Source organism: Vagococcus sp. WN80Y (assembly GCF_059621045.1).
Genome location: NZ_JCAQHY010000140.1, coordinates 1 through 17835 on the forward strand (window position 1 = coordinate 1; position 17835 = coordinate 17835).

The 17835-nt window shown below is 34.8% G+C and carries 21 protein-coding genes; 7 read left to right on the forward strand and 14 right to left on the reverse strand.

All coding sequences use genetic code 11. From position 1 onward, the window contains the following. The 3 genes from AC5KOD_RS08285 to AC5KOD_RS08295 all read right to left on the reverse strand — a co-directional run. Positions 1–329, reverse strand: a 329-nt coding sequence (locus AC5KOD_RS08285) for a hypothetical protein (RefSeq protein ID WP_496914079.1), incomplete at its 3' end; no start/stop codon positions are given. Positions 330–408: 79 nt separating this feature from the next. Continuing rightward, complete coding sequence (locus AC5KOD_RS08290; RefSeq protein ID WP_496914080.1) at positions 409–1692, reverse strand: hypothetical protein; 1284 nt, start codon at positions 1690–1692, stop codon at positions 409–411. Continuing rightward, entirely contained in the window at positions 1689–2252 is a 564-nt protein-coding gene (locus AC5KOD_RS08295) for a YdcF family protein (protein WP_496914081.1), read from the reverse strand. The genes AC5KOD_RS08290 and AC5KOD_RS08295 overlap by 4 nt, the downstream gene beginning before the upstream one ends. A gap of 213 nt (positions 2253–2465) precedes the next feature. On the opposite strand from AC5KOD_RS08295, the gene AC5KOD_RS08300 reads away from it, so the two are divergent. The 3 genes from AC5KOD_RS08300 to AC5KOD_RS08310 all read left to right on the forward strand — a co-directional run bounded on the left by AC5KOD_RS08300 (position 2466) and on the right by AC5KOD_RS08310 (position 3537). After that, positions 2466–2804, forward strand: coding sequence for a hypothetical protein (locus AC5KOD_RS08300; protein WP_496914082.1), 339 nt, complete (start codon positions 2466–2468; stop codon positions 2802–2804). A 147-nt stretch (positions 2805–2951) separates the two neighbouring features. Then, entirely contained in the window at positions 2952–3194 is a 243-nt protein-coding gene (locus tag AC5KOD_RS08305) for a hypothetical protein (protein WP_496914083.1), read from the forward strand. Next, positions 3187–3537, forward strand: a complete 351-nt coding sequence (locus tag AC5KOD_RS08310; RefSeq protein WP_496914084.1) for a hypothetical protein — start codon at positions 3187–3189, stop codon at positions 3535–3537. The genes AC5KOD_RS08305 and AC5KOD_RS08310 overlap by 8 nt, the downstream gene beginning before the upstream one ends. Positions 3538–4287: 750 nt before the next feature. On the opposite strand, the gene AC5KOD_RS08315 is transcribed toward AC5KOD_RS08310, so the two are convergent. The 4 genes from AC5KOD_RS08315 to AC5KOD_RS08330 form a co-directional block, all read right to left on the reverse strand. Next, positions 4288–4740, reverse strand: a complete 453-nt coding sequence (locus AC5KOD_RS08315) for a hypothetical protein (protein ID WP_496914085.1) — start codon at positions 4738–4740, stop codon at positions 4288–4290. 169 nt (positions 4741–4909) lie between these two features. Next, complete coding sequence (locus AC5KOD_RS08320) at positions 4910–5773, reverse strand: CvfB family protein (RefSeq protein ID WP_496914086.1); 864 nt, start codon at positions 5771–5773, stop codon at positions 4910–4912. Positions 5774–5872: 99 nt separating this feature from the next. Continuing rightward, on the reverse strand, positions 5873–6199 hold the full coding sequence (locus tag AC5KOD_RS08325) for an AzlD domain-containing protein (RefSeq protein ID WP_496914087.1): 327 nt from the start codon (positions 6197–6199) through the stop codon (positions 5873–5875). Beyond that, entirely contained in the window at positions 6186–6905 is a 720-nt protein-coding gene (locus AC5KOD_RS08330; protein WP_496914088.1) for an AzlC family ABC transporter permease, read from the reverse strand. The genes AC5KOD_RS08325 and AC5KOD_RS08330 overlap by 14 nt, the downstream gene beginning before the upstream one ends. A 218-nt stretch (positions 6906–7123) precedes the next feature. Between AC5KOD_RS08330 and AC5KOD_RS08335 the strand changes: the two genes are divergently transcribed. Then, positions 7124–7321, forward strand: coding sequence for a hypothetical protein (locus AC5KOD_RS08335; RefSeq protein WP_496914089.1), 198 nt, complete (start codon positions 7124–7126; stop codon positions 7319–7321). Between the two features lie 57 nt (positions 7322–7378). On the opposite strand, the gene AC5KOD_RS08340 is transcribed toward AC5KOD_RS08335, so the two are convergent. The 5 genes from AC5KOD_RS08340 to AC5KOD_RS08360 form a co-directional block, all read right to left on the reverse strand. Beyond that, positions 7379–8815, reverse strand: coding sequence for an NCS2 family permease (locus AC5KOD_RS08340; protein ID WP_496914090.1), 1437 nt, complete (start codon positions 8813–8815; stop codon positions 7379–7381). A gap of 247 nt (positions 8816–9062) precedes the next feature. Next, positions 9063–9632: a hypothetical protein gene (locus AC5KOD_RS08345; protein ID WP_496914091.1), complete on the reverse strand. Its 570-nt coding sequence runs from the start codon at positions 9630–9632 to the stop codon at positions 9063–9065. Between the two features lie 23 nt (positions 9633–9655). Next, positions 9656–10174, reverse strand: a complete 519-nt coding sequence (locus tag AC5KOD_RS08350) for a GNAT family N-acetyltransferase (RefSeq protein ID WP_496914092.1) — start codon at positions 10172–10174, stop codon at positions 9656–9658. 219 nt (positions 10175–10393) lie between these two features. Then, positions 10394–11053, reverse strand: coding sequence for an aquaporin (locus AC5KOD_RS08355; protein WP_496914093.1), 660 nt, complete (start codon positions 11051–11053; stop codon positions 10394–10396). Between the two features lie 336 nt (positions 11054–11389). Then, positions 11390–12355 carry a DUF4097 family beta strand repeat-containing protein gene (locus AC5KOD_RS08360; RefSeq protein WP_496914094.1) on the reverse strand — a complete coding sequence of 322 codons (966 nt, stop codon included), beginning with the start codon at positions 12353–12355 and terminating at the stop codon, positions 11390–11392. A gap of 166 nt (positions 12356–12521) precedes the next feature. Between AC5KOD_RS08360 and AC5KOD_RS08365 the strand changes: the two genes are divergently transcribed. The 3 genes from AC5KOD_RS08365 to AC5KOD_RS08375 all read left to right on the forward strand — a co-directional run bounded on the left by AC5KOD_RS08365 (position 12522) and on the right by AC5KOD_RS08375 (position 14898). Continuing rightward, positions 12522–13835: a putative DNA modification/repair radical SAM protein gene (locus tag AC5KOD_RS08365; RefSeq protein WP_496914095.1), complete on the forward strand. Its 1314-nt coding sequence runs from the start codon at positions 12522–12524 to the stop codon at positions 13833–13835. Next, positions 13832–14587 (forward strand): TIGR03915 family putative DNA repair protein, encoded by a 756-nt coding sequence (locus AC5KOD_RS08370; RefSeq protein WP_496914096.1) that lies wholly within the window; start codon positions 13832–13834, stop codon positions 14585–14587. Before AC5KOD_RS08365 ends, AC5KOD_RS08370 begins: the two co-directional genes overlap by 4 nt. A gap of 152 nt (positions 14588–14739) precedes the next feature. Further along, complete coding sequence (locus AC5KOD_RS08375; protein WP_496914097.1) at positions 14740–14898, forward strand: hypothetical protein; 159 nt, start codon at positions 14740–14742, stop codon at positions 14896–14898. Positions 14899–14996: 98 nt separating this feature from the next. On the opposite strand, the gene cls is transcribed toward AC5KOD_RS08375, so the two are convergent. Both cls and AC5KOD_RS08385 read right to left on the reverse strand, forming a co-directional pair. Next, positions 14997–16520, reverse strand: coding sequence for a cardiolipin synthase (gene cls, locus AC5KOD_RS08380; protein ID WP_496914098.1), 1524 nt, complete (start codon positions 16518–16520; stop codon positions 14997–14999). A gap of 200 nt (positions 16521–16720) precedes the next feature. Further along, positions 16721–17743: a DUF1002 domain-containing protein gene (locus tag AC5KOD_RS08385; RefSeq protein ID WP_496914099.1), complete on the reverse strand. Its 1023-nt coding sequence runs from the start codon at positions 17741–17743 to the stop codon at positions 16721–16723. Between the last annotated feature and the right edge of the window lie 92 nt (positions 17744–17835).

Here is a 17835-nt window from a genome sequence, read left to right on the forward strand (position 1 = left end):
TCATCTACAATCATTTTGAGACGTGGTTCAGCAGTTGGCGCTATGTCAGAAAGTTGTTGTTCTAACATGGATAAGTTGGCAATGTTATTCATGGCTGTATTAGTGATTAAAGACATTCCGTTCTCAATGGTATTTTTTCTAATAACAGCACGCACAACCTCACAAGTATCTTTGTGGATTTGTCGTTTAGTAGCAAGTGGCATATGTTCACTAGAAAAGTTGCTTGGCGACAATGCAGTTGAAAAATCATTTTGTTCTTGGTTGTTCATTTTGATAACCTCGTTTCGATTTTTTATTTTAAGCATTCGCGAATTGCTTGAGATAAGCATAAAACAAAAAAAGCCTCCTTTGAGAAAAAGGAGGAAAAAAGGAATATTTGTAATATTTTGATATACATTCTAGGAAAACTTATGGTGTTAACAAATAATTCCAAGGGTTTCGTTCATATAGTATTAGCTGATTGTCATCGTTGTATCTAGTTTGTTCCACTCTTTCTTTTGCTGATATATAATCTTCTACAATATCACCAGATAGATAAAAATCATTATGAGCTACAAGGCTGTCAACAAGAAATTCACATTCTAACTCTAGAATTGCAATAGTTTCTAATAAAAGAATATAATTTTCATAGTTGATGTCATTCTTTAATAAATAGGAAAACCTCAGAAATTCTGCAAGTGGTTCGTGTTCGCCCCACTTTGTTGCATTTTTGAAAAATAGATTAATTGAAAGATTTGCATACAAGCAATATTCAATGATTTCTTTTTTATATTTACAAGTAGATAGAGAAAAAATAAAGTTGCCAAGATTAATAATCAAAACTTTTCTGATTTTATCAAATCCCCAATTATGTTTTTCTTTGTCAACTAAATATAGAGAGCACCTGGTAATATAGTGCAGATAATGAATGACATATTTCAAATCTTTTTCTACATTCCTTGGTAATTCTAATTTTTTATATTTGAGTTGCTTTTTTATGTCTTCATTTACAATCTCAATTTTTCTCACTCTAAGAGTTGTTAAAATGTGAACGAATGAGGATCGTAAAGCTAGATCAAACTGTCGTTTGTTTTTTGTTTTGATTGTATCGGATAAGATTTCATGAAATGGCAACAATGGGTCTCTATAAACAGCAGAATTGCCACCAGCTCTAATTTCTGCCTTGTAATTGTCAAATACTCGAACTAAACCATAATTTAGAACATTTTTAACAGTAAATATTTTCATACATTTTCTATAAAAATACTTTGAGCTGAAATTTTCATATGTATCTATAATAAAATACAATAGAACCAAAAGCATACTTAAGGTACTTGTTATAGGGATAACATAAGATATGTCCATAGCAGAGGACAGACTACTATTTTTAAGATATACAAACAAGAGAAGAAGATATGAGGTTATAAAAGATAATATCATTAGAGCGTCCATTTTTGTGTATATGACCTCATTGAACGGCTCATATGGCTTTTTTCCCATAAGCTGTATATTTAAAAAATACATAGTTAATATTATTGCTGCAATTGATAAAATTTGAGAAAGTATCATGGAGCTAAAATCTTTGGTATCATATAGTCCAATTATTTTTTTCACCATATTAGACAAGAAATCATCTTTAAAAAAAACTTGCTTACAACTAATTATCGTAAGCAAGAATGAGATTATAATAGTAAATTTTTTCAGAATATTCATAACTTTAGATCACCTTTTAGGGTGTATTGAGATATTCTTCCAACCTCTTCAAGTACTCTTTTTGTAGCAATTTTATCTTTTGACCAATTATTTTTAGTTATATTCCGCTCATCAAGTGTTGACAAAAAATAGTATTCAATATTATCTGGAAAAAAATTACTTGCAGTCATTAACACTCTTCTCGTGTGAAAACTTTTACAAACAAGCAAAACTTTCTTTATTTCTTTGATATTAAAATTTTCTTCGAGAATTTGCTTAGAAAATTCAAAATTTTCTTTTGTATTTGTTGCTTTAGATTCAAGAAATATATCATCATTTTTTATACCAAGTTCAAGCCCTCGACGCTTAAACCTTAGAGATTCTGGTTCTTTATCGCTGTTTGCACTATGACCAGTGATAATCATTTTAGGAACGAGTCCGGCTTCATAATAAGGAAACAAATCATCCATCGTTTTTTCCCAGTCATTTCCAAGAACAATAGCTACATCTACTTTTTCAACTTGAGAGTCAATGAACAAAAAATCTGAAATTGCATCAATATTTGATTTATATATTTGCATTTTAAAGCACCTCCTAGGTTTTATTATACAGACCATTGTATGAAAAGCCAATAAAAATTAGACTTTAGAAGTATGACATTATATTTGAATTTTGATATAGTAAACTTAGTAAACAAGAAAGGACGACATAAAGAGCTTGATGATTTTCTATATGATAACTTGGTAGACGATTTACAATTTCTAAAAAAGGGTGAGGGGTTCAAATTTTTAAGAATGACTAAAGTTCCTACATTCAAAAAGGTTATAGGATTTGAAGAAAATGATTTTAGAAAAGCTAAAATCATTTTTGTTTATCACATTAATTGCTTACCTGATGAGCTAGCAACTGCTATTTTGTTGTCGAGCTATGGATTATTGAAAGAATATAGAGATATTCCAACTTTGAAGGAACGACGATTAAAGTTTATTCACGATTTTCCGATCAGCTACGATAATTTAGAAGAAATCGAAAAAATTGGAGTGGAGGAAGTTGCAAAATATTTGCTAGTATCCAACGTGTATACAGATGTTATGTTTGCTTATATCTTCGATCCAAAAACCAGAAAAATGTAAGAACCTTGATAAATCAACGTTTTTATGCTATAATATCTGTCAGAGATGTAGTAATTTAACAAAATATCTCTCACTCTTACTAGTGAAAAGGTGCTCTCACCTCGCTAGTAAGAGCGGGTGAAATATATAGAAAAGGGGTTGATAGCTTTGGATATCCATTTACCAGAGAAAGAATCAGAGCAAGCGGAAAAGTTATTTGCTGAGTTCGGTCTAACTGTCGAACAAGCAGTTGAGCTATTCATTGCTCAAAGTCTAGAAAATGGCACATTGCCTTTTATTCCAAAGATTAAGCCTAAAAATAAGCTTAAACTCGATTCTAATGGAAAAGGCGGTTTAATTGTTCCAGATGACGCCCCAGAAGATTTCAAGGAATGGGTAAGGCATGGCTGATTATGCAGTTTACTTTACTTGGTTTGAATTTGAAGAAAACAATGAGGAAGGCAAAGAAAGACCTGTAGTTGTTATTGATTATGATGAGGAAACCTTTGTTTATGAAATCATGGGTATTTACTCAGAAAAATCAAAATATGATTATCCTCCTTTATCCGAAAAATTCTATAAAATCAAGGACTGGGAAAGTGCTGGGCTAAAAGTTCCATCATATATTGATGTTTCTAGAAGTGTTGAAGTATCTTTTAATGGATTATTTCAATCACCCTATAGAGGTCAATTATCTAAACGTGATGTCGTTGGTTTACTAGCAAAAATCGCTATTTACAACATTAATCACTAAACACATCTTAGCACCTTTTACACCTTCGTTTGTGCGAGGGTGTTTTTTATTTATACTTATTTTATTGTTATAGGCGATTTAAGTAAATTAAATATGATTTTCGTGAGATTGTACATATAAATAAAGCAAGGTATTTAGATGTAAGTTAAATACCTTGTTTTGGTGGTGTTCGATTTTGCGATTATAGTTTCAATTTTATGTTTTATAGGTGGTTGTCATACGACTGCTTTTTAAGTGCTTTCACTTATTTACATAGCTGAGCTGATCAATTCAAACAAGCTCTTTCATCAATCACTTCTATTTTTTTGTCACATGCCGCGTGACACTACTCAATTTTTTTAGTTACTTTATTAATCGTTTTTTTGTTCTCATACGACTGCTTTTTAAGTGCTTTCACTTATTTACATAGCTAAACTGATCAATTCAAACAAGCTCTTTCATCAATTACTTCTATATTTCTGTCACATGGCGCGTGACACTACTCAATTTTTTTTAGTTGTTTTTTGTATGTGTTCACTGAATATTTTGAATCAATTCATTTATCTGCGTGGATAAGCAAATGGCATCACTATCATACTTTAACTCAACACTCTTATTGACTATAAAAAATACCTTATCTTAGTATACCACAGTTCCACTTCCCTTTGTATACGTTTTCTTTTTTATTTTTATATTAGTGCCACAAAGAAATGCGGACACTGCTATAAAATTAATGACCTCTTAACAAGGAAAGCTCAGCATTGATAACAATCACCCATAAGTCAAATTGCCGTCAACAATAGTAATATAATAAGTCATTTTTTCAACATCATCTAGAATTATTTGATGAATTTTGTAATCACCATAGTAAACAAACAAGGACTTAATGATTAATTGTCGAATAGTAGCTGTTTCTCTAATTAATATCTTAGGCATTTTAATCCCTTTGGCAAAAATTGATTTTGTAACATCTTCCGTTGAGTCTGTGTAATCAATAACAAAGAAAAAGATTAAATGCCCTTGATAATTTAATGTAAAATATCGAGGCATTTCATGCTCAAAAGAGATATGTCGATTTGTCAGCGACACAAGATAAGTAGACTCGTTTTCAGCGACGGTTATATTTTTCGGTTGGCTATTTTTACGTGTGACTGGATCCAACAAAGGTACTAAACTAAATTCTGTCAAATCCTCTTCAGTTACAGGTCTTTTTATAAAATTCATCTTTGTCCCTTCTTTCCTTCGTTGACACAAGAACTCGCCTTTACTATTTATTCTATTATTCCATATTCAAACAAAATGTCAATATTTCCTCATTCCTCATTAAAAAATGGATTTCATTTAGATAAGAAAAACTGTCTTAGGAATGCATCCTAAAACAGTTTTCAACAATTTAATCTTTAAGTAAGATTGTATAACCATCTTCTTGTTTAATTTTACGCTGTTTTAACAAGGTACCCAAAGCTCGCTTAAATTGCCCTTTTGAAATCGCAAAAGTCAATTGAATTTCCTCAGGTGTCGATTTGTCAGTAAAAGGTATTTTTCCCTCAGCTGACTTTTCTAAAAAAGTTAAAATCATCATTGCATCATCACCAATCACTTCATGCGCTCTCGGTTTAACAGAAATATTTAAAACTCCATTTGGACCAATGCCTATTACACGAGCCTTCAAAACTTCTCCTATGCGAGGTTCAATGTAACGCTCAGAAGGGTGCAAGAACCCTAAATAATAATCATCAGTAATAACATAAGTTCCAATCACTTTTAAGCGATAAGCAGTTGCAATAACATCTTTATTTTTAAACTCGGCCTCATCCTTCGCCTGACGACTAATGGCTTTGAAGATAGTCTCATCAGCCAAAGTTGCCCACATTCGATCCTTATCATCTACCTTAACAGCGACCATCAAGCGATCCCCTTTTTTCGGCCACAATTCGCGCATGGTAGGTAGTTCATCTAACGATAAAACAATTTCCTTATCTGGTAAACCAATATCAATAAATGCACCTAAATCTTTCCGAGTCGCAACAACTTCTCCAAAATCATAATGCCCTTGAGAAATTTTGGGGATCTTTGTCGTCAAACGATTATCTTGTTTTTGGTCAACATAGCCATACCCTTCAACCGCTTCTCCCAGTTGATGTTCCCCTTCACTTTTTGCCAACTTAAACGTAATGCCTTCTTTTTGTACGAAATAGGCTTGATCATTTTCATCCGTGATTAAACCAGTAAATACAGTTCCTAATAAATTTTGCATGTAACTCTCCTTCTTATCATGAGTTCAACGACACTTCGAGCTCCAGTACACCTTGCTACGTGTGAAATGTTATCTCATTATAGCATAGAAGAATTAAAACTACATGAAAAAGCGTAAAGCTGCCATTGAAATAATGCCTATAATCACCGTCCACATCAAATCACGGCTAATAATTCCTACTGCAATTGTTGGAATGCTTGCCAAGATATTTTCACTATTAAAAGTTGGCAAACCATGTGCCTGTTGAACAAGTAACCCTTGAACAAAAAGAGCAGTCAAAATACACATCGGCAAATAAGATAAAAATTCATTTAATCCTTTAGAAAAAGTGACTTTCTTAGATAAAACGAATGGCGCTATTCTTGGTAGCCATGTGACCAAGCCGCATAAAATAATTGTTAATAAAATCATATTATTTGCTGTCATGATTTACCACCACCCCTACTGTGCAACCGATCAACGTTGCTATAATAACACTCATTTCAGCCGAAAAAACTGACATTAATAAATATAAGCTAACAATTACTGACAATAAGATTAAAATAGTTTGCTTAGTTCGTTTACGAATTGGCAATTCTACTTGTAAAATAATCAGACCTATAAACATCGCTGTTAAAGCAAAATCTAAACCAAATTGTTCGGGATTTGGAATCCAATCACCTATCAAGCCACCAATCATCGTAGCTAAAATCCAAGTAATGTAAGCCGTAATATTAAGGCCATGAGTCCATTTTGTCGTAACCTTTTTACCGTTTTGAATTGCCGTCATCAATACGCCATACGACTCATCTGTCAATAATGTCCCAATACCAATCGATTCTCCCATAGATTCTTGCTTAAAATAGTCAGCAACTGACAGGCTCATTAAAAAATGTCGCAAATTAACTAGAAATGTGGTCAAAACAATTGGTCCAATTGGACTTCCCATTAAAATCATACCACTAATAATAAATTGAGCACTGCCAGCATAGACGATAATTGATAATAGCGTAATCTCGAGAACAGATAGCCCTGAACCTTTACCAACTATCCCAGCTGCCAAACCAATTCCTAAGTAGCCTAAAATAGTTGGGACACAAGCCTTAACTCCTTCATAAAAGCTTTGGTACCCTTTCGAATAATTATTTTCCATAACTGCCACCTTTCATTATTGGTTATTTAATTGAATATTCTGACTATTGTTAACGTACGAAAAGAGTTAATATTCATAATATCGCTAAACAAATCAATTGTAAAGATTATCTGAGAATTTTCACTTAAAAATTTCCAGCTTTTCATTAACCATCAGCCACTTTTTCGTGATAAACTGGAAGTAAGCTAGAGAATTTAATAATTTGGAGGAACACGTTGATGATAAAACGGCTAACGAACACCTTGATTAGTATGTTCTTATACACTGTTGTAGCTTACGGCGGAAACTTAGTGACAGGGGTTGCCAAACATTCAAGTTTTCTAGAAGTTCTGGAAGAATCTCTCTTTTTCGGAGTCTTCATTTTTCTTTTCCAAAGTTTTCGACAAAAAGAAGACGATCAATCAACGAAAAAATAAGAGGAAGAGACGAAAAATGTCTCTTCCTCTTATTTGTTAATAAGCAGATTCTATTTTTTAAAGAATTGCCAGAATAATAAAGTTTAGAACAAATAGTCCCGTAACCAACCATAAGATAGGCGAAATCTCTTTTGTTTTCCCCTTTGCTAGTTTAACAATCACAAAGAAAATAAAACCGGCCGCAATCCCATTTGAAATGCTGTAAGACAGACCCATAAAGACCGATGCGAAAAACGCAGGGACAGCATCTTCTAAATCAGTCCAATTAATATCCTTGAATGACGCCATCATCATGACCCCAACTAAGATTAAAGCCGGTGCTGTTGCTTGAGCAGGAACAATACTAATTATTGGTGAGAATAAACTGCTTAATAAGAATAAACCTGCCACGACAACTGACGTTAAACCTGTACGTCCGCCAGCACCGATTCCCGCTGCACTTTCAACAAAAGTCGTAGTGTTAGAAGTACCAAATATCGCCCCAATTGAGGTTGCGATCGCATCGGAGAATAGCGCCTTATCCATCTTAGAACTAAAACCTTTACTATCTTCAAGCGCTGCTTCATCTTCTTTACTAAAGATTCCTGTCCGACGCCCTGTTCCAATAAAAGTGCCAATCGTATCAAATGTGTCAGACAGGCTAAAGGCCAATACAGTCATTAAAACTTGAGGTATTTTTGCAGTATCGGAAAAGAGTGACGGCAATCCTTTAGAGCTAAATGCCGCTCCAAAAGTTGTTCCCAACTCTTTAATTGAGTTACTTAAGGAATTCGTCTGAAAATCAATTGCACTTAAATCAACCACTCCCATAAAAATACCAATAACAGTGGTCCCAACAATCCCGATTAATATAGCACCTTTAACATTTAAAATAACCAAAACAATCATTAAAACTATGCCAATAACTGCTAATAAAACACCTGGGTTGTTAAAATTAGCTAAACCAGGGACAATTCCACCATTCATCGTAACATTTGTGGCATTATCACCTTCAACAACTGAACTAGTAATTGTAGCTGAATCCGCAGAAAAACTTAATAGATTGGCATTTTTAATCCCCACATAAGCCACAAAAATACCAATCCCGCCACCGATAGCATGTTGCATACTTTCCGGAATCGCTCGAATAATTAACTTACGAATCTTGGTGACCGTAATAAGAATATTGATAATCCCACAGAGAAATACCATTCCTAATGCCTGTTCCCATGAATAACCTAATCCAAACACTACTGTAAAGGTAAAGAACGCATTAAGCCCCATTCCTGGAGCCTGAGCATATGGAACGTTAGCGAATAGCCCCATAATAAGCGTCCCAATCGCCGCCGATATGATCGTGGCTAGAAATACCGCTTGAAATGGCATACCTGATAGAGATAAAATAGAAGGATTAACAAATAAAATATAACTCATAGCAAAAAATGTCGTAAACCCTGCCATCACTTCCGTACTGATTGTTGTGTTATTTTCCTTTAATTTGAAATACTTGTCCATTTGGTTTTCCCAATCTCCCTTATGACTGTTTTTGTTAGTTAGACACCTTAAAATCCGAACATTATTTTTATAATCAGATGATTGCATTCGTTTTTAAACCAACATAAACTCATTATAGTCAAAAGTAAATTATTTTACAAGATTTTTATAGATATTAATTAAAATTACAGCTCAATCGTTCGTATTTAGAAGTAAAACACTCTTTTTTCTAACTATTAATTAACCATTAACTAAAAAATCACCTGATTTAAGCGTATTTCTCTAAAACTTGTTCTCCCTTAGGCATCAGCACATATACGCCTGGATGAGTCAAATCCTCAATAAACGCAGCTGAAAACTGCTGACTAATCACATTGATGGCCTCTTCAATCGTTGTAACTGTCGTTAGATTATTCTCAATAAGAAGATCATTGAGTTCTTCCAATGATCCGTAAGTTAGACTATTGATACTTGTATCGATATCTAAATAATCCGCAAACAGCAATTCGTCAGTTTTTGCTACGGGGTCGATCCCTAAATCACGTTCAAAATAAGCGGGAAATTCTGTTACTTGACTTGAACAGCCTGACACCCATTCTAATAATTTAATTTCTCCTAGCAATAAGCCATCTTCATTAGGTGTCATGACTTCTTTCGCAATTAATAAATTCGGTTGTTCAACCATTAACTCAATCCACTCAAAAATCCCTTCTTCTTTATAAGGAATATATGGAAATACCGGATAAGTCTCATAAATAGCAATAATTTTGGCTAGCTCCCCTTGATAATCTATTTCTACCTCAGGTTCTTTTGGCTTAAAAAAATCAAATACACTCATACTCGCACTCCCTTTATTTCTATTTATGTAAGGCTATCTAAGTACACCACAGTACCCGAAACACTAGCAAGAACTCCTGGAACTAGCTCCTTCACCATAAAGTAAGGTGACGGTACTTCAAAAGAACATACAATATTGCAGTTTTTAGCTTCTTCATAACCAAAACGATGATAGTAGTCTGGATCACCTAATATTAAAATCCCTTGATAACCTGCGTTTTTTGCACGCTTTTCGAGCTCTGTAATAATTGCACCACCAACACCTTGACCTTGACATGTTATATCCACGGCTAAAGGAGCTAAAGCAGCCAGATTTGCCCGACCATCAATTGCAATATCACTTAACATTCCGTGACCAACAAGCTTATCCGCTACAAATGCTACCACTTCAAAATCAGGTTGATACGTCTTTTCTGTTCGAAGTGACTCAACTATCCGATCTTCCGTTACTTCTTCTTGGATCTTAGCAAACGCTTGGTAAACCAGCTCCTTGATTGCTAAATAATCTGCTTCTTGTACTGTTCTTATAATTAAATTATCCAATTTTCATCTCTCCTTCGCACACCTATAAACTAGCTATTCTTGATTTATTATACCTTGGCGTACAAGAATATCATACAATAAATTATGACTTAATTAAAAGAATCCAACATGTATAAATCTCAGTCATCAAAATTTATCCTATAGCTACTCTAAACCAAATAAAGAGTGAGACAAAAGTCTCACCCTCCATTTACTTCTAATTTCAACTAGATAATACGTTTATTTTTCTGAATCCAACACTTGTTTTGAAAAGACTGCTGCTAATACACCGCCAATTAATGGTGCCACGATAAATACCCAAACATCTTTCAAAGCATCTCCACCAGCAAAGATAGCCGGCGCCAAACTTCTAGCAGGATTAACTGAAGTACCCGTCAATTTAATCCCCAACAAATGAACTAAAACTAATCCAAAACCGATAGCTAATCCAGCAAATTTTCCGTCACCTTTTTTGCCAGTAACACCCATTACAACTGTCACAAATACAAATGTCAAAATAATTTCAATGACAACTGCCCCCATAGTTCCAACTGTTGCTGTCGAATTTTGACCAAGATTAGCTGTATCCAAGCCGGCGCTGTTTAAAATAAATAATAGCGTTGCTGTTGCGAGTAACCCGCCAATAACTTGTGAAACTACATAAATTACAGCTGTTTTAGTGTCAATTCGTTTATTTACCCACATCCCAATAGTAACAGCTGGGTTAACGTGACACCCTGAAATAGTTCCAATTGAATAAGCCATAGCAACAATTGATAAACCAAATGCCATAGCAATAGTAAGAACATCCTCTCCCCCAGTTACAACTGCTGTACCTGTACCAAACAGAACAAGAACGAATGTTCCAACAATTTCAGCTACTCCTTTTTTTAACTCCATATCAATACCTCTTTTCTATTATTTGCCCCCTCTTAACCAAATGGGACATTCCTATTCTACTACTCATGAAAAAGAAATAACACTAATTTGCTTATTTAATCAAAATACTCCCATTAAGAACTCATTATTAAAACGTAATAATAAAAAACAACTAGTAAAAAAAGGCAAATAAGCATTTCGAAAACGCTTATCAGCCTTTTTAATAGACCAAATTATATATTTTGTTTAAAAAATAATTCTCATATTACATTTGAATATCCTAAATATTATCAGCTATTACTCATTAAACTAAACTTTCTGCTCTGCTTCACGCTTAAAGCAAAACTACTTTATTTATCAGTTTTGGCTAACTTTAATACTTCCAGAGGTTGCTTTTGTCTTAATCATGAGGACTGGGTTTTCACCAATAGAGCCACTCATTTGATTGCCTTCTTTTTTCAGTTGACCATCAAAATCTGTCTTAACGCTCCCACTATTTACATCACTTTCAAAATTAAACGCTAATTTCTTAGGTAAATTAATCTTAATACTGCCACTATTCGCCTCAGCATAAATGTCATCAACTACATTTTTAAACGTAGCGTTGATCGCTCCAGAGGTAGCTTTAAGCGTTGCACTTCCTGTAATCTCATTTAGTTTGATGCTGCCACTACTAGCAGTTAATTCAGCCTTTCCTTTGTATTTATCAAGTTTAATACTCCCACTTGTTGCTTTTCCGACTAGTTGAGAACTGATAACATCACCAAGCTTAATACTTCCACTATTACTTTCAATATGAGTTTCTTTTCCATGAAGCTGATCAACTTTTATCGAGCCACTCGTTGAAGCTAAATCAACTTTATCGGCTTTAAGACTATTAAACTTAAGGCTCCCGCTATTAGCTTTCCCAAAAATTTCACTTAATTCGAGAGGGTCATTTCCTCTTACAGAACCACTTTTAACAGAGATTGTTAACTTTTCATGATAATCCTTTGGCATATATATATCAATATGACTTCTATCATTAAACGTAAACCAAAGCCTTTGTCTCTTTCCACCTATTACTGAAATACTCTTACTATTAGACTTAATAGTAGCTTTTGCTGATTTTTTATTTGTCAGTAAGTATTCCTCAACGCGAATTTGATCTGTATCACTTTCATAAAAATTAACACTATCTGAATTATAACTGACAGATACTTTATCAATCCCATTGATTGATAAGTCTTGAGAATTTACCAATTTGGCTTTCCCCATCCCACATCCACTAATCAGAAGTGCAAAACTTCCTAATAGTAGCATACTACTTAGTTTCTTTTTCATTTCCGCCGTCTCCTTACTCTTCCTGTCTACTCATTTACTATACCTTTTTTTCCTTCTCATTGCTTAGGTCTATAGACTGATTTCCATTGACAATTCATTCAAAATAGCTTAAGCTGAAATAGAACATACGTTCCCTTTTAAAAAAATACAATAAAGGAGCATTAACATGGAACTTGAGATGAAACTAGAAATATTAACTGAATCGGCAAAATACGATGCCTCCTGTTCAAGTAGTGGTGTTAGTGGAGGTCAACGATCTGGATCTATTGGAAGTACAGCCGTCGCAGGTTGCTGTCATTCCTTTTCCGCCGATGGTCGTTGCATTTCACTCTTAAAAATATTGCTAACGAATGTTTGTATTTTTGACTGTCATTACTGTATTAATAGAAAATCAAATCATATTCGACGTGCAACATTTACTCCAGCAGAAATAGCTCAACTGACCATTGACTTTTATCGAAGAAATTACATTGAAGGTTTATTTTTGAGCTCTAGTATTATCAAAAGTCCTGATTACACCTGTGAATTAATGATAAAAGCGCTAGAACTATTACGAAATGATCATGGTTTTGCTGGTTATATCCATGTTAAGGCAATTCCTGGTGCAGACTCTGCCCTAATTGATCGGCTTGCACTTTTAGCAGATCGACTTAGTTCAAATATAGAATTACCAACTCAAAAAAGTCTGACTTTATTGGCACCTGATAAGAGTCCCCAAGCAGTTGTAAAACCAATGAAGCAAATAGCTCAACGGAAAAATGAATTAGCACTAATCGGAAATCAACGGCAAGCTCAACGTTATGCTCCTGCTGGTCAATCAACGCAAATGATTATTGGAGCAACACCTGACAATGACTACCAAATTTTGCAAACTACTAATGCGCTTTATAAAAAATTCCAATTGAAGCGAGTTTATTTTTCTGCCTATATTCCAACTGTGGCTCACACTCTTTTACCATCGTTAGATACAAAACCACCCTTGCTGAGAGAACATCGGCTTTACCAAGCAGACTGGCTCATGCGTTTCTATCAATTCGACGCTAATGAAATATTAACACCTGAACAGCCAAACTTTAATCTTTATATTGATCCGAAAGCGAATTGGGCAATTCAGCACTACGACCAATTTCCGATTGATGTTCAACAAGCTAGCCTCGGTCAATTGTTAAGAATTCCAGGGATTGGACCAACGAGTGCTCGACGCATTATTGAGGTACGCAAGCATCGACAATTAGACTATACAGATTTAGTGAAGACGGGTGCAGTAATGAAACGAGCAAAATACTTTGTAGCTTGCAAAGACTATGCAAATAATCAGTCGATTTCTGATCCAATGCGCTTAATAGCCTCATTGATGTCTGCTAAGGATTACCAACAACTAAAAGGAGCCAACACTCAATCCAAAAGCGAACAATTGACTCTATTTGATGCCGAGTATTTAGCAAGGGAAAAACAACGAGAGGTAGGCATAAGCGGATGATGCTAGAAACAAACGACATTTTAGAATACGATGGTAGTTTTGAGGGATTTCTTTGCAGTGTTGAAGCTGTTTTTCGGGAAAAAAAAAGACCCTCTCAGCTGCTTTCAACAGCTGAAATTGATCAGACCTTGTTTAGCGGTCGCTATATAGAAACAGATTTCAAACTCGCAACTCGAGTAAAAAAAAGACTTAAACAACGATTAATACCAAGTAATTGGGACTTCATCGAAAAAGGCTTTGCCTCTATTGCAGAGAATCGCGAGTCAGCATTAATCATCGCAATTGAATACGCTCTTCACTTCGGCGATAATTTGAGTCGGCATACCTATCAAAAGGAAATTGAACATCTGTTTATTGCCATTAAACAATTAAATGTTGAAATTCATCATTACCAAGGTTTCACCCGATTCAACGAAGTAGACGGTTGGCTAATTGCCGTCATTCACCCAAAACATCCTGTACTTCCCTATTTGATGCCATTCTTTTGCCAACGGTATCCCTATGAACGCTTTGTTATTTGCGAGAGATACTCACAGATGCTTGGCATTTATGAAAACCGGCGAGTCCAATTTAAAAAGCTTCACAATGTACCTGAGCTGACCCTCTCTCCTGAGGAACTTGAGATTCACTCTCAGTGGCGCACTTTCTTTGAAACTGTTGCTATTGATGAACGAACAAATCCAACCTGTCAACGAAATCACATGCCAAAACGATTTTGGAAGTATCTACCAGAAATGACTGAAAACACGTGAAAACTTGTTCTTATGGTAATCTTAATGTCTTTTCAACAGCATAGTAGTTGCTTTTTTTGACACATTAAGGTATATTTAAGATGGAATTTCGTTATGGGATTGATTGATAGTGAGTGTTAGCCTTTCAGGAAATAAAGAAAGGAGAAATTACTATGACTACAATGACATTCGGTAACACAACAATGCAGTACCGTATCGCACTTGATACAACTACTCAATTGTTTATGGCATACGATCAAGCAGATGCAGCTAAAGTCGGTTATGGCGTAACAATTGAACAAGCAGTAGCGGCTTTAAAAAAAATCAGCTAAGGAGATTGAGTAATTACATGGACGATAATTGTTCGAACTCAAGATAGGCATCTTGTGAAACTATTCAGTTCACAAGATGCCTTTTTATTTGCTCTTTTTTAGAGAATTGGAACAAATAAAGAACTCAATTGCTCTTTAATCTTGGTTAACAATGAGCGCTCTGCAAAACTATCTAATGTCAGTTGAGTTGATCGGCTTAAATCAGCTTCAAAATCAGCAACTAAATGCGCAACAGCTTCATTTGCATGAGTCATAAACACTGACAGTTCGTGATTGAGACGAAAACTTCTAACATCAAAATTAGTCGTTCCAATCGTTGCATAATGATTATCTACTATGATAATTTTACAATGTAAAAATGATTCAGACTGGTAATGAAATACTTCCGCTCCGGCTTCAATCATCGGTTTTATAAAATGATTACTTCCATTAAAAGAAATCCCTCGATCCCCTTTTCCAGGCATTAGCAATTGAATTTTAATCCCATTTAACGCCAAACGCCTTAATAGTGCCAATGACTCTTCATCTGGGACAAAATATGGCATTGCAATTCGTATACTTTCTTTCGCCTCACTAATAAATGTCAATAAACTTTCACGAACAATTCTCTCCTGATCATATGGCCCACCATAAATGACTTGCCCACTGTCAACTCCTGCCAAATTCGGACTGAAAAACAGCTGCCGTCCTTCTTTTGAAATAAACGGTTCACTTGCATTCTCTTGATTACTCATGTACATCCAATCATAAAGAAAAGATTCTTGCAAATAAACAACAAGCGGTCCTTCAATTTTCATATGAGTATCGCGCCAAAATTCAAAGCGAGAGCCCAAACTTAAATAATCGTCTCCCACATTTACACCACCAGTAAAACCTATCTTCCCGTCAACTACAACTGTTTTTCGGTGATTGCGCCAGTTTAAATGACTAGCCGTAAGAATCGTATTCACAGGATCATAAGCTAAAACTTCGATTCCTGCTGCCTGCATTTTTTTTATTGTGTCAAAAGAAAATTTTAAAGAACCTAAACTATCAAATGCAAAACGAACTTCTACACCTTCTGTTGCTTTCTTAATCAATGAGTTAATTAATTTTTGACCAATCTCATCTTCTTTAAAAATAAAGAAAAACAAATGAATATGATCCTCAGCACGCATAATTTCAGTTAGAATAGCCTCATACGTCGCCAGACCATTCGTCAAAATTTTAAAGCGATTCCCGGAAACGAGAACTTGTCCACTCAGAGATCGATTGTATGCAGCAAAGGCTGGCATCTTGACGTCGCTCCCCGCTTTTCCCATCCATTCACTTACTGCTTGTTTTATTTTATGTTGCTCACTAAGTTGATTCATTGTTAAACGACGATTAACAGGGTTTCTTCCTAAAAAAAGAAAAAGAACTATGCCAATATATGGAAGTAAATGAATTGTTAAAATCCAAGCAATTTTTGAACTCGTTCCACGTTTATCGACAAGTAATAATTCTAAACTGATAAGTACTCCGACCACTTCTGAAATTAACAACAAATAAGTAAACATCCGTGGCATCAAATAAGCAAAAATAAGCATCCCAACTATAAAAACAGCTAAAACTAGCTTAATCTGAGTCAGTTTATTTTTCATCTGTCTCCTCCAATTATTCAAGTAATTCACTACCTAATCAACCTACAAATCCCTTTGATCCTTCGCTAAAGTTTAACATTTATTCTTTTAACTCACAATTATCAACACTTTTCAGAAAATAGAAAAGGATGGAATCAATTTTCCATCCTTTTAGCCAGTAAGCAGAATACATTCTGATCACTTGTAACAATGTATAATCATCAGCTAAACAAATTTGCGAAGAAATTTTTGACACTTTGCCATGCGCCAGAAATGCCACTCTTAGCTTTTGCTACATTTTCATCAGAAAGTAAACTATCTTTGAATTCTTGGCCATTCTTAATAATATCTTTTTTAAATGTTGATAACTGCTTAGTCATTTCTTGATCATTAATTGCGTTTGTACTTGAAAAATTCACCATGTTAGTCACAACTTGGCTGCGCAGCTCAGGTGTAATGGCCTCTTCTAAACCATTTTTAGTAATTTGATCATCCACAATTGTCTCAACTTCTTTTTGAACCTCTGGTTTCGACATGCCGTCTAACTTATCATTAATTTTTTGCAATTCCAATTGAATATCTGCTAACATCACTAAAATATTCTCAGATGAGTAATTTTTGTTACCTTTATTCTCGTCATCAATTGCTGAAACAACTTGCATCTGTTCTTGGGCCACTTCACGTTTTTCATCACGCTCTGTCTGCTCAGCAGCATCAGTTGCAGGCTCAACCTCATCGTAAATTTTGTATATACCTGCTAAGGCGCCACTGCCATCCATAGTTCGAACACTTGCAATACGAATATACGCATCATACACACCACTTGTAATCGCAGCAGAACGATACATCGCTTCGGTTCTTGCAGTGATTGTCTCAGGAGTAACGATTTCAACGGTGACTCCTGACCCCTCTTTAGTCCGCGCAATGAATGCACTCGAGTAGGCCTTTGACTGGCTGGTGAACTCAGTAACATCTGTCACATATTTAACCAAATCATTACCGTCTACAACAAATAGATTGTTTTTTGTAACACCTGTCCCTTTCAAAAGTGAGACTTTATCCAAGTCTTTCATTAAAAGACTCTTAGTTGCCTCTTTTTCTGAATCGCTCAATCCATTACCAAGTGCAATATTGGGGATGTCCCATCCTTCATCCTTTGCTTTTTCTGCTGCTAATGCTGCTGTTCCTGATATTAGGCTTACAAAAAGCGTAGCCACTATTAATAATTGTTTAATCATCTTCATAAATCTATCTCCATTCAAAAAGCTTTTTAGTCTAACTATTATAACAATCAGACTCCACCTCGTCATTTTTAGGTACAAATTTTTTTTTATCT